Below are 12,645 nucleotides of genomic sequence, written 5' to 3'. Positions count from 1 at the left end.
CCATCCATAGAGGGGACATCGCGTGAGCCCGAAGATGCTTGAGGTCGACGTTTCCAAGACCTTCGACGGCGCCCGGGGGCCGGTCAAGGCGATCGAGCGGATCCACTTCAGCGTGGACGAGGACGAGTTCGTCTCGGTGGTGGGGCCCTCCGGCTGCGGCAAGACCACGCTGCTCCGGTGCATCGCCGGTCTCGCCACGTCGACGAGCGGGGTCACCCGGCTCCGCGGAGCGCCGGTCGTCGCCCCGCCGCCCGAGCTCGCGGTGGTGTTTCAGGACTATGCCCGGTCGTTGTTCCCGTGGCTGACGGTGCGCAAGAACGTGATGCTGCCGCTGCGGCACCGGCGCGACGTGGCCGACAAGGGGCGTGCCGCGAGTGAGGCCATCGACGCCGTGGGACTGTCCCGGTTCGCCGACCACTACCCCTGGCAGTTGTCGGGCGGGATGCAGCAGCGGGTGGCCATCGCACGCGCACTGGCATACCAGCCGAAGGTGCTGCTGATGGACGAGCCGTTCGCCTCGGTCGACGCGCAGACGAGGGCCGAGCTCGAGGACCTGGTCCTCCAGGTGCGCGGTCGATTCCGCATGACCACGGTCCTGGTCACGCACGACATCGACGAATCGGTGTACATGTCGGACACCGTCGTCGTGTTGAGCCGGCCTCCGTCGACGGTGCAGCAGGTGCTGTCCGTCGGCTTGCCGAGCCCCCGCAACCAGGTCACCACCAAGGAGCTGCCCGAGTTCGCCCGGCTGCGTACCGAGATCTACATGGCGATCACCGGAGGCCGCGCCGCGCCGTCCAGCACCGCGACGGTCACGGTGCGCTAGCGCCGGACGCTGAGCCGAAGGGAACGACAATGGGCAACCGGCTCCAGGACAAGGTCGTCCTGATCACCGGCGCGGGGAGCGTAGGCCCTGGATGGGGAAACGGCAAGGCCGCGGCGGTGCTGTTCGCACGGGAGGGCGCGCGGGTCTTCGCGGTGGACCGGGACGAGCGTGCCGTGGCGGAGACGCAGCGCATCATCGCCGGGGAGGGTGGGGTCTGCGTCCCGTTCACGGCGGACGTGTCGTCGACCTCCGACGTGGAGGCCATGACGGTTGCGTGCCTCCGCCGGTTCGGCGGCATCGACGTGCTGCACAACAACGTCGGCGTCGGCTTCGTGAGCGGCCTGCTCGATACCGCCGAGCCCGACTGGGAGCGGGCCCTGCGGGTCAACGTCACCAGCATGTTCCTGACCTGCCGGACGATCGTTCCGCACATGATCGAGGCGTACCGCCGGGACGGCCGGATACGTTCGATCATCAACGTGGGCGCCGTGGCGGGCCGGCGCTGGACCGGCGTGCCGATGCTGGCCTATGCCACGTCGAAGGGTGCGATCGAACCCTTCACCAGATCTGTCGCGCTCGAGTTCGCCCGCGCCGGGATTCGCTGCAACTGCGTGCTTCCCGGCCTCATGAACACTCCCTTCATTGTGGCCCCGATGCAGGAGGCGTACGGCGGTGGCGACGTGGATCGGATGATCGCCGTCCGCGACGAGCAGTCCCCGACCGGACAGATGGGCACCGGGTGGGACGTCGCCCACGCGGCACTGTTCCTGGCCGGCGACGAGTCGAACTTCGTCAACGGCCACGCGTTGGTGGTCGACGGCGGCCAGTCGGCCCAGACCTGGTCGCCCGCTCGCCCCCTCGACGCGGGCCGCGCCGCAACCGTTCATCCGCAGTAGAACCAACGGTGTCGAGCAAGACCGGATCGTGCTTCGGTGCGGAGCGGATCCGGCGCGGCAGGCTGCGCTCGTCGTTCCGGCAGCCGCGCCATCTGTGTTCATTCAAGGGAAGGAAATCGTTGATGAGAACGAACATGTCCCGGCGCGCGGCCGTCGCCGGTCTGCTTGCCGCCGGCGTCGCGCTGTTCTCGACCGGGTGCGGCGAGGATTCCGGACCCAGGGCGTCGGACGGTCAGCTGACGAAGGTGGCCGTCGGGGTCCAGCCCACGGCGCCGTTCTCCGTGGTGCCGCTCGGTGTCGAGCAGGGGATCTTCAAGAAGTACGGGCTGGACGTGGAGATCAAGATCATCAGTACCGCGTCCACCATGCCGCCCGCGGTGCTCGCCGACCAGCTGCAGTTCTCGAACTGGTCGTTTCCGAGCTTCGCCGCCCTGGCGGACAAGAAGCTGCCCCTGAAGATTATCGGTGCCGGCGACACGGCCGGTCGGGGCGAGGCCGACGACTACATCCAGCTCATCTCGCTCGCGGACGGCGGGGTGACCTCGGTGAGCCAGCTCGCCGGCAAGAAGGTCGCGGTGAACTCGCTGGCCTCGCTCACCGAGGTGCAGATCAAGGCCGCGCTCAAGGCGGCCGGAGTCGATCCCGCTTCGGTGGAGCTGGTCCCGATCCCGTTCCCGGACCAGTTCGCGGCGCTGGCCGCGAAGCGAGTCGACGCGATCGGCGCCGGAGAGCCGTTCCTCACCGCGGCCAAGCAGAAGGCAAAGGTGAACTTCCTCTCCGCCCTCGACGCCGCCGTCATGCCGGACCTGCCGCTGTCGCTGTGGATGACCTCGGAACGGTTCCTGCAACAGAATCCGAAGGCGGTGCGCGCGTTCCAACTCGCCCTGAAGGAATCGCTGGAGTACGCGAAGAGCAACCCGGACAAGGTGCGGGCGTTCATGCCTGGATTCGCGAAGGTCGACGAAGCGGTGGCCAAGGCGATGATCCTGCCGAACTGGACCAGCGAGGTCGACATGGTGAAGGTGCAGCAGATCGTGACCATCATGCACGAGTACGGCGTGGTGCCGTCCGCGCCGGACCTGAGCCCGTACATGACGCAGTTCCCGCTGCCCGAGTAGGCCGTCGATGCCGCTGAGAAGGAACGCGAGGAAGGAAGGCGCGGCGTGCGTAGCGATCAGGTGGTGATCGTCGTCGGGGCCGCGGCGATGGGCAGCATCGGCCATGCCGTCGCGGTCCGCGCGGCTCGGGACGGTGCGGACGTGGTGGTCGCCGACATCGAGCGGCCGCCGGCCATGATCCCGGATGTGGAGACGGAGGCCGGATGGACGGGCCTCGCCGGCGTGGTCCGGGAGATCGAGCTCCTGGGTCGCCGGGCACTGGCGGTCACCTGCGATGTGACGAGGACGGACCAGGTGCGGGCGCTGGTCGCGGCGGCGGAGGAGCAGGGCGAGATCGCGGGCATGGTGAACACCACCCGGGCACCGATCGAGCCGGCCCGCTCGTCGTTGGACATGGACGACGACGTCTGGGCGACGACGTTCGACATCAACGTGCGTGGTGCCCTGTCGTGTGCCAAGGCGGTGGCCCGGTCGATGATGGCCCGGGGCAGGCCCGGCTCGATCGTCCACATCTCCTCGCTGGCAGGCATCCATCCGTTGCGCGGCCGGACCGCGTACTGCGCCTCGAAGGCCGCGCTGAACATGCTCACGCAGGTCATGGCGCTCGACCTGGCCCCGGCCGGAATTCGGGTCAACGCGGTCTGCCCGGCCATCATCGCGACGCATCGGATCGACCCTGACGAGGCGGCGAAGGCCGAGCGGGCGGGCGTGAGCCTCGCCGAGCAACGCAGGATGCTGCTGGCGGAGCAGAGTGCCGCGATTCCCCTGGGCCGGGTCGGATCGGCCGAGGACGTGGCGGACGTCGTCGGCTTCCTGCTCTCGCCGGCGAGTTCGTACGTCACCGGGCAGCTCGTCACGGTATCGGGCGGGCTCGGCTACCCAGTGCCGATACCCGTCTACCCGGGCGAACATTGAGCGTCACGGGCCGGAGCGGACGGTCAGGCTCCGGCCCGCAGCCCGTGCTCGACGACCCAGACGGCGATCTGGGCTCGGGAGCGCCCTCCGATCTTGGCCAGGATGTGCTGCACGTGGGTCTCCGCGGTGCGGGCCGAGATGAGCAGGACCTTCGCGATCTCCGGATTGGTCAGCCCCTCGGCGACGAGCTCGGCGATCTGCTGCTCCCGCGGCGTCAGCGTGACGTCGCTGACGGCCCGGGTCCGCGCCGGTGAGGTCTCGTCCATGACCTCGGCGATGACGTCGGCGTCGGAGAGCGCCACACCGGCCGCGAAACTCGCCGCGAACCGGCCCGGGGGAAGGGCGGCTCGCACCCGCTCCTCGCACTCGGTCTGGAAGCCGACGAGGTGGGCCCGCGCGGTGAAGAGGGCGCCGACCTCCCGGCAGATCCGGTCGGTGGCGCCGAGCAGCCGAGCCGCGCGGACGGCGTGGCCCGACGCGCCGGCGATCCACGCGAGCACCTGCGTGCCCACGGCCATGCCCACCCGATCCTGGTGCGCCCAGCTGCCCTGCACGACCTCCCGCTCCAGCTCCACCGCGGCGGCGACGTCACCGAGCCGCCACCGGGCGATGCCGAGGATCCACTTGGCCTGCCTGGCGATCCACGATGCCTCCGGCCCGCTGAGCGAGATGCACTGCGTCGCCAGGTCGCGCGCCCGTTCGGTGTCCCCGGCGGCCAGGGCCGCCTGCGCGAGCCGGTGCAGGGTGATGAGCCGGGCCACGTGGTCGGCCCGGCGCCGGTGCCCGGCCAGAGCGCCCTCCAGCAACCGCACGGCATCGGCGTTGTCACCGCGGAAGAGCGAGGCGAGCCCGTGGATCTCCCGGGCCTGGTCCAGCACCGCTTCGTCATCGAGCAGGCGCGCCAACTCCTCGCACTCGGCGAGCAGTGGTTCCGCGGACTCCTGGTCACCCTGCAACGTGGCCAGCCACGCGTTGGCCCACAGCGCTTTGGCTCGGGTCGGCGTCGGCTGGTCGGCCACGGCGAGCAGCCGGTCGAACCAGCGGCGGCCCTCGGTCAGCAGTCCCACCGTCCGCCAGTGCAGCCACAGTGCGCCGGCCATCGCCAGCCCGGCCTCCGCCTCACCCGGGACGGCGAGACAGAACTCCAGCGCGGCGCGAAAGTTCGGCTGCTCGCGCCGAGCATGGTCGTTCCACTGCGCCTCTCGCGAACTGAGCCACTCCGTCTCGCCGCGCTCCGCGAGCAACAGGTAATAGTCGCGGTGCCGCCGTCGCGCGTCCGCCCCGTCCGGCCAGCCGGTCGGCTGCAGCAGGCCGTACTCTCTGATCGTCTCAAGGAGGCGATAGCGGATCGAACCGGCACCGTGCTCCTCGCGCGTGATGATCGACTTGTCCACGAGGGCAGTCACGAGATCGAGGATCGTCCCGCGGGGAAGGGCCGGGTCCGCGCACACATGCTCGGCCGCATCGAGGTCGAAGCTTCCGACGAAGACGCCGAGCCGGGCCCAGAGCAGCCGTTCTTCCGGCGAACAGAGCTCGAAGCTCCAGTCGACGAGCGCGCGAAGCGTGTGCTGGCGAGGGTGAGCGGCGCGGTTGCCGCCCGTCAGGAGCCGGTAGCGCTCGTCCAGGCGGGCCAGGATCTGGTCGACGGACAACGCCCGCATACGAACGGCGGCCAGCTCGATCGCCAGCGGCAGGCCGTCGAGTTGCGCACAGAGTGCCGCCGCCTGGCGGGCGTTGGCTGTGGTGAGCCGGAAGCCGGCGACCGAGGCCGCCGCACGCTCGACGAACAAGCGAATCGCGTCGTACTCCGCGCAGTCTTCCGCGCTCACCTCGCCGTCAGGACCGGGGAAGCTCAGCGGAGTCACCACGAAGCTCTGCTCGCCGGCCACGCCGAGCGATTGCCGGCTCGTCGCGAGCACGTGCAGCCCGGCGGAGGCGCGCAGCAGGGCATCCACCAGGCGCAGGCAGGATTCCAGCACGTGCTCGCAGTTGTCGAGGACGAGCAGCATGTGCCGGCTGTCGACGTGGGAGATCAGCCTGGCCAGCGGAGTCTGAGCCGACTCGTCGCCGATGCCGAGCGTCATGGCGAGGGTCGGCGCGACCAGGTCGGACTCGCGCACGGTGGACAGATCGACGAGGAACACCCCATCGGGGAACCGCGGCTGCAGCCGTTTCGACACGCGGAGCGCGAGCCGCGTCTTCCCGACACCACCGACGCCGGTCAGCGTGACCAACCTGCTCGAGCCGAGGAGGGCGCAGATCGCATCCTCCTCCGGGCCCCGGCCGATGAAGGTGGTCGTCTCCACGGGTAAGGCGCTCGCGACCCCGACTCCTTCCACCGCCGTCACTGCTGCTCCCAAGGCCCGCAAGCATTCCGCAAACCCGCGACAGACCCAAGCTAGGTCCGTGATCCCCACCGAGTCAATGGGCCTCCCCGGTGGACGAGGACCAGCACTACTTACGGGCACGCGAGGTACGTAGGCCGGCGCCGGTGGTGGCGAATCCGTCAGTGCCCGGATGGCACCAAGACGCCCGTTGGCTAGCTTGATGCGCACCGGCACGACCACCGAAGCGGCCGACCGGAGCGCGGCCTGTGCGCTCAGGGCCGCGCCGGCCGCCATCCCCGCGGTGCGGCGGCCGGCGGGCTGGGACTGAATGCGGAGGCAACAATGACAGATCGGTCAAGTGCGACCGATTCCGCCGTCACGGACAGCGCCAAGATCGTGGCGTTCACGCAGGACGGCTGCCGGGTGATCGTCATGGATACCATCTCCCTCGCCTCGGCCGAGGATGCCGGCCAGGTCATCATCACCGGATCGCACGGCGGGATGAGCGCCGGTGAGTACGCCCGCCAGGCCCGGGTGGCCTGTGTGATCTGCAACGACGCCGGCTTCGGCAAGAACAACGCGGGCGTGGCCGGGCTGTGCGACCTCGATCGGGACGGCATTGCCGGAGTCGCGGTCGGGCACCTGACCGCCCGGCTGGGCGACGGGAACGACGTCTGGTCCAACGGCGTCGTCAGCTTCGTCAACGAGACGGCGAAGGCGGCCGGTTTCGCGGTGGGTTGGGCCATCCAGGATCAAGTCAGGCGGTACCTCGGCGGGCGCTCCGAGTCCGGTCTGCCGGGAGAGGGGCGGTGAGTCCGGTGCTGCGAAACGTCGTGCACGAGCACGGTGAAGTGCAGGTCGTCCTGATGGACAGCATGTCGTACGTCAGCGGCGACGATCGTGGCCACTTCGTCGTCGCCGGCTCCAACGGAGGCCCGGCCGCCGGCCGGGCCGGGCTCAGGCACGGGTGCCTCGGCGTCGCCCTGAACGACGCGGGGATCGGCAAGGAGGCGTCCGGAATCACCGGGATCGCCCTGCTCGACGAGTACGGGATCATCGGCGTGGCCGTCAGTCACGAGTCGGCCGAGATCAGCAACGCCGCGGACATGTGGGACAACGGCGTTGTCTCACACGTGAACCGGACCGCCGCTGCCGCCGGCTTTGCCGAGGGCGACCGCCTCCAGGACGCGATTCTCGGCTATCTGCGCAGTGCGCCGGGGACGGGCGCACGAAGGTGACCGATGTGCGCCCTCATCCGGCGGTACGGTCAGCGCAGGCTGCAGACGGCGACGGTGACGGGCGGCGCGCCGTTGACGACCATGCCCCAGCTCGTGCTGCCGCCGGCCGGGACGGCGCCGTTGTAGGGCTGGTTGGTCGCGGTCACCTGCTGGCCGCTCTGCGACACCACCGCGTTCCAGGCGCTGGCGATGGTCTGCGCGCCGGGGAAGGTCAGCCGCACCGTCCAGCCGCTCGACGGTGCGGTGCCGGTGTTGCGCACGGTGACCTCGGCCTGGTAGCCGCCGCTCCACGTGTTGGTGACCGCGACGGTGGCCGTGCACGCCGAGCCGCCGGACGTGGGCGAGGAGGAGACCGACGGGGACGCCGACACCGAGGCTGAGGGCGAGACTGAGGGCGAGGCTGAGGGCGAGGCGGACGCCGACGGTGAGGTCGTGCCGGTCGTGTAGGTGACCGCCGTGTACGGCGCGCCGCACTGCGACGAGCACGCCGACGGCAGCGAGAACGCGTACTCCCGGCCGCCGAACAGCAGCGCGTCGGTGATGTCACGCACCCGGATCCGGAAGCTCGTGCCGCCCTGCGTGGTGCCGCCGATGACGAACGACTGGCCCATGTCGCCGTTCATCGGGGCGGCCTTCCAGGCGCCGTCGGCGAAGTACTCCACGCCGTGGACGCCGTTGGGCAGCCGCGACACCGCGATGGCCGGCCACCAGCGCTGGGCGCCGGCGAGGAAGCCGATGCGGATGTCGCCGGTGTACGCCGGGGCGGGGATGAACTGCCACGAGATGTGCCGGTTGTTCCAGTGCGACGGATACAGGTCCGGCAACGCCGCGCCGTTCTTCACGAACTTGTTCAGCGAGTCCTTGGACAGGTCCAGATGGTACGGGTCGTCACGGCACCAGCCGTTGGGGTCGCCGCAGGAGTCGGCGACGATCATGTCGAGGGTGCCGTCGTTGTACGCGTCCGCGGTCCACGCCCCGTTGCGGCAGAACGGCTGGCCGAGCGCGCCGTCGTTGACACCGGTGCAGTAGTCGCCGATCTTCACCCGCACCCACCGGCCGCAGTTGCGGCCGTTGTTCCACAGTCCCATTTTCGCCGCCTGCGCCGCGGGCAGGGGCCGCTGGTACATCGTGCCGTCGCCGGGCGTGTCGAAGACGTTCAGCGCGACGAAGTGCTGCGTCTCCAGCTCCGCCTGCGGCAGCCCGCAGCCGCCGTACGGCGAGCCGAGACCGTCGAAGTACGTGGCGTTGCCGGTCACCGGCGCGGCCGGCTCCGGCACCGTCGCGCGAGCCATCGGCTGCAGGGCCAGGACGACGAGGGCGGCGCCGGCCGCGGCGATCGCCGGGACGGCGAGCCGCGCCCACCGGGTGCCGCGGTGCGGGCGTGCGGTCATGCCCCGCACGATCGGCCCGCCCCGTCCGCGCGTCAACCACCGCCGGCCCGCCGCCGCGGCCCACGTGCGCCCGGCCGCGAAACTTCCACGCCCGCCGCCGCGGCCGGCGAGCAACCGCGCACGGCCGGGGAGAACGGTTCGCGTCGGGCCGTCGAGCCCCCGGGCCGGTGGCTGCGCGGGATCGGTCTGGCGCTCGACCTCATTACCAGGGACGTCGCGGGCGCCCGGGGGAGTGGGGTGGGCGCCCGCGACGGATCGGGAACGGCTACGCCGTGGTCGGTGACGCGGCCGGCAGGGGTGCCGGGGCCGGGGCGTGCGTGTCGTCGACGATGGTGGACTCGTCGAACGGGTCCTCGCCGGACAGGACCGCTCGGGCGCGGGCGCGGTCGAACTCGCCCGTCCAGGTGCCGATGACGATCGTGGCCACGGCGTTGCCGGCGAAGTTGGTCAGGGCGCGCGCCTCGGACATGAAGCGGTCGATGCCGACGATCAGGCCGACGCCGTCGACCAGGTCCGGGCGGTGGCTCTGCAGGCCGCCGGCCAGGGTGGCCAGGCCGGCGCCGGTGATGCCGGCGGCGCCCTTCGACGCGATGATCATGAAGCCGAGCAGGGAGATCTGCTCGCCCAGGGACAGCGGGTTGTCCATGGCCTGCGCCACGAACAGCGATGCCATCGTCAGGTAGATCGCCGTGCCGTCGAGGTTGAACGAGTACCCGGTCGGGACCGTGATGCCGACGACCGGGCGGCTCACGCCGACGTGCTCCATCTTGGCGATCAGGCGGGGCAGGGCCGACTCCGACGACGAGGTGGAGAGGATCAGCAGGAACTCGCGCCCGAGGTACCGCAGCAGCCTGAACAGGCTGATCCCGGAAACCAGCCTGATCAGCAGGCCGAGCACCACGAAGACGAAGATCGCGCAGGTCACGTAGAAGCCGAGCATGATCTGGGCCAGGCTCTTCAGCGCGTCGACGCCGGTCGCGCCGACCACGGCCGACATGGCGCCGAACGCGCCGATCGGGGCGAGCCACATGATCATTGCGAGGACCTTGAAGACCAGCCGCTGGATGATGCCGACGGCGGCCAGCACCGGCTCCCCGCGCGTGCCCATCGCCTGGACGGCGAAGCCGACGAGCAGCGCCACGAGCAGGGTCTGCAGCACCTCACCGGAGGTGAGCGAGGTCAGCAGCGAGGTCGGGATGATGCCCAGGACGAAGTCGGCGGTGCTCTCGGCCGGCGCGCCGCTGGCGGCCTTCTGGCCGGCCTTGGCGATCGCGTCGTTGAGGTGCAGGCCGGTGCCCGGGTGGACGATGTTGCCGACGGCCAGGCCGATGGCGAGGGCGACGGTCGACATGACCAGGAAGTAGCCCAGGGCGAGGCCGCCGACCCGGCCGACCTTGGCGGCCTGCCGGACCGAGCCGACGCCGAGCACGATGGTGCAGAAGATCAGCGGGCTGATCATCATCTTGATGAGGTTCACGAACCCGGTGCCGACCGGCTTGAGCTCCTGGGCCGTGGCGGGGGCGGCGAACCCGAACGCGATGCCGGCGACGACGGCGGCGATCACCGCGAGGTACAGGTAGTGTGTGCGGTCCCGGCGGCGGGCGGGACTCGCTGGGGGCGAGGTGTCCATGCCGCTGAATGTGGCCTGGGTCTCACCGCCGTGGCACCGTTACGTTCATTCTGTTCACGACCCCGCCTGGACGGACACCGCTATGACCCGCCGCTGGAGCATCGCCGGGCAGTTGTTCGCGCTGCAGGTCCTCGTCGTGTCCCTGCTCGTCGCGGGCGGCACGGCCGGCGCGGTCCTGCTGGCCCGCGACGACGCCGAGGACGCGGCGACCGACATCGTGCTCGCCGTCGCCGAGACGGTGTCCCATTCGCCGTACGTCGTCGACGCCGTGAGCGCGCCCGACCCGGCGGCGCGGCTGCAGCCGTACGCGGAGGCGACCCGGGTCGCCACGCACACCGACTTCGTCGTGATCATGGCCCCCGACCGGACCCGGTTCACGCACCCGACGACGAGCCTGATCGGCAAGCCGTTCAGCGGCACGATCGAGCCGGCGCTGCGGGGCGGCCAGGTGGTGGAGACGTTCACCGGCAGCCTCGGCGAGTCGGTGCGCGCCGTCGTCCCGGTCCGGGCGGCGGACGGGCGGATCACCGGGCTGGTGTCGGTGGGCATCACGACCGAGGCCGTCAACCAGCGGCTGCTGCGCCAGGCGCCTGCGGTCGCCCTGGCAACCGGCGCCGCGCTGCTGCTGGCCGCGGCCGGCGCCTGGCTGCTGAGCCGGCGGCTGCGCCGGCAGACGCACGGGCTCGGGCCGGCCGAGATGACGCGGATGTACGAGTACTACGACGGCGTCCTGCACGCGGTGCGCGAGGGGCTGCTCGTCGTCGACCTCAAGGGCCGCGTCGCCCTCGCCAACGACGAGGCGAAACGCCTGCTGGGCCTCGGGGACGCCGACCTGCCGCCGGCCGTCGCCGAGCTGGTCGCGTCGGGCCGGAACGCCGAGGACGAGCCGGTGCTGGCCGGCGGCCGGGTGCTCGTGGCCAACCAGCGCGCCACCCACTTCGCCGGCCGGCGGCTCGGCACCGTGCTGACCCTGCGTGACCACACCGAGCTGCGCGCGCTCACCGGCGAGCTCGACTCGGTCCGGGGCCTCACCGAGGCGCTGCGGGCACAGGCCCATGAGGCGGCGAACCGCCTGCACACGGTACTGACGCTGGTGGAGCTCGGGCGCACCGACGAGGCCGTGCGGCTGGCCACCGCCGAGCTGGCGATCGCCCAGCGGCTCACCGACCGGGTCGTCGGCGCGGTCACCGAGCCGGCCCTCGCGGCGCTGCTGCTCGGCAAGTCGGCGCAGGCGGCCGAGCGGGGCGTCGAGCTGGTCGTCGACGAGGAGTCGCGGCTGGACGAGGCGGCGCTGCCGAGCCGCGACCTGATCACCGTGGTCGGCAACCTGGTCGACAACGCCCTGGAGGCGGTGGCCGGCACCGACCCGCCGCGCCGGGTCACGGTGCTGGTCCGCCAGGACGACGGCGAGGTGCTGGTCCGCGTCGGCGACACCGGCCCCGGACTGCCGGCCGAGCACGTCACCGACGCGTTCCGCCGCGGCTGGTCCACCAAGCGGGAGGGCCGCGGCCTGGGCCTCGCGCTCGTCGGCCAGGTGGTGCGGCGGTACGGCGGGCAGTACGACGTCGCCCCGGCCGACGGCGGCGGCGCGGTGATCACCGTGCGCCTCCGGAGCGCCTCATGACCGCCGTCCGGGTCCTCGTCGTCGACGACGAGCCGCTCATCGCCGACGCGCACCGGGCCTACACGGAGCGGCTCGACGGTTTCACCGTCGTCGGCGTCGCGCACACGGCCCGCGAGGCGCTCGCGGTGCTGCGCGCCGAGCCGGTCGACCTGGTGCTGCTCGACCTCAACCTGCCTGACAAGCACGGCCTGGAGGTGTGCCGGGCGCTGCGGGCCGCCGGCAGCGGCACCGACGTGCTCGCCGTGACGTCGGCGCGGGACATCGCGATGGTGCGCGCGGCGGTGGCGCTGGGCGTCACGCACTACCTGCTCAAGCCGTTCACGTTCGCGGCGTTCCACGACAAGCTCGCGCGGTACGCGCAGTACCGCAGCCAGGTCGTCGGCGCCGGCGAGGTGGCCGCCCAGCACGAGGTCGACCGCGTCTTCGCGACCCTTCGCGGTACCCCCGACGCCGCATCGCTGCCGAAGGGACTGGACGCGGCCACGCTTGACCACATCCTGGCCGCGCTGCGCGGGACGGCCGGGCTGTCCGCGGCCGAGGCGGCGGCCCGCACCGGCACCTCTCGCGTGACGGCCCGCCGCTACCTGGAGCACCTCGCCGACACCGGCCTGGTGGTCCGCGAACCGCGCTACGGCGGGCCGGGCCGGCCGGAGGTCGAGTATCGCCCGAGGCATCCGTGA

At 71.5% G+C, this 12,645-nt stretch carries 11 protein-coding genes; 8 read left to right on the top strand and 3 right to left on the bottom strand.

The window, feature by feature from the left end; all coding sequences use genetic code 11:
• Positions 1 to 22: 22 nt before the first annotated feature.
• The 4 genes from IEZ31_RS20520 (at position 23) to IEZ31_RS20505 (ending at position 3,755) form a co-directional block, all read left to right on the top strand.
• Positions 23 to 826: an ABC transporter ATP-binding protein gene (locus IEZ31_RS20520; RefSeq protein ID WP_229835616.1), complete on the top strand. Its 804-nt coding sequence runs from the start codon at positions 23 to 25 to the stop codon at positions 824 to 826.
• A 29-nt stretch (positions 827 to 855) separates the two neighbouring features.
• Positions 856 to 1,722 (top strand): SDR family NAD(P)-dependent oxidoreductase, encoded by an 867-nt coding sequence (locus IEZ31_RS20515; RefSeq protein ID WP_190251526.1) that lies wholly within the window; start codon positions 856 to 858, stop codon positions 1,720 to 1,722.
• 122 nt (positions 1,723 to 1,844) lie between these two features.
• Positions 1,845 to 2,840 (top strand): ABC transporter substrate-binding protein, encoded by a 996-nt coding sequence (locus IEZ31_RS20510; RefSeq protein ID WP_190251525.1) that lies wholly within the window; start codon positions 1,845 to 1,847, stop codon positions 2,838 to 2,840.
• Positions 2,841 to 2,885: 45 nt separating this feature from the next.
• Entirely contained in the window at positions 2,886 to 3,755 is an 870-nt protein-coding gene (locus IEZ31_RS20505; RefSeq protein WP_190251524.1) for an SDR family NAD(P)-dependent oxidoreductase, read from the top strand.
• A 23-nt stretch (positions 3,756 to 3,778) separates the two neighbouring features.
• Here the strand turns inward: IEZ31_RS20505 and IEZ31_RS20500 are convergent, their stop codons facing one another.
• On the bottom strand, positions 3,779 to 6,376 hold the full coding sequence (locus IEZ31_RS20500; protein WP_190251523.1) for an ATP-binding protein: 2,598 nt from the start codon (positions 6,374 to 6,376) through the stop codon (positions 3,779 to 3,781).
• Between the two features lie 48 nt (positions 6,377 to 6,424).
• Between IEZ31_RS20500 and IEZ31_RS20495 the strand changes: the two genes are divergently transcribed.
• Together IEZ31_RS20495 and IEZ31_RS20490 are read left to right on the top strand one after the other, a co-directional pair.
• The gene (locus IEZ31_RS20495; protein ID WP_190251522.1) at positions 6,425 to 6,895 is read left to right on the top strand and encodes a hypothetical protein; all 471 of its coding nucleotides are present in this window, start codon (positions 6,425 to 6,427) and stop codon (positions 6,893 to 6,895) included.
• A gap of 5 nt (positions 6,896 to 6,900) precedes the next feature.
• On the top strand, positions 6,901 to 7,320 hold the full coding sequence (locus IEZ31_RS20490; protein WP_190251521.1) for a hypothetical protein: 420 nt from the start codon (positions 6,901 to 6,903) through the stop codon (positions 7,318 to 7,320).
• A 29-nt stretch (positions 7,321 to 7,349) separates the two neighbouring features.
• Here IEZ31_RS20490 and IEZ31_RS20485 read toward each other — a convergent pair whose 3' ends face one another.
• On the bottom strand, positions 7,350 to 8,711 hold the full coding sequence (locus IEZ31_RS20485) for a cellulose binding domain-containing protein (RefSeq protein WP_190251520.1): 1,362 nt from the start codon (positions 8,709 to 8,711) through the stop codon (positions 7,350 to 7,352).
• Between the two features lie 265 nt (positions 8,712 to 8,976).
• Positions 8,977 to 10,341 (bottom strand): cation:dicarboxylate symporter family transporter, encoded by a 1,365-nt coding sequence (locus IEZ31_RS20480; protein ID WP_190251519.1) that lies wholly within the window; start codon positions 10,339 to 10,341, stop codon positions 8,977 to 8,979.
• 82 nt (positions 10,342 to 10,423) lie between these two features.
• Between IEZ31_RS20480 and IEZ31_RS20475 the strand changes: the two genes are divergently transcribed.
• Together IEZ31_RS20475 and IEZ31_RS20470 are read left to right on the top strand one after the other, a co-directional pair.
• A complete protein-coding gene (locus IEZ31_RS20475) occupies positions 10,424 to 11,965 on the top strand; it encodes a sensor histidine kinase (RefSeq protein WP_190251518.1) in 1,542 nt (513 codons plus the stop codon).
• A complete protein-coding gene (locus IEZ31_RS20470; RefSeq protein WP_190251517.1) occupies positions 11,962 to 12,645 on the top strand; it encodes a response regulator in 684 nt (227 codons plus the stop codon). The genes IEZ31_RS20475 and IEZ31_RS20470 overlap by 4 nt, the downstream gene beginning before the upstream one ends.

The organism is Dactylosporangium sucinum (assembly GCF_014647515.1).
Lineage (GTDB): Bacteria > Actinomycetota > Actinomycetes > Mycobacteriales > Micromonosporaceae > Dactylosporangium > Dactylosporangium sucinum.
This window is presented reverse-complemented; position numbering and strand designations above follow the sequence as displayed.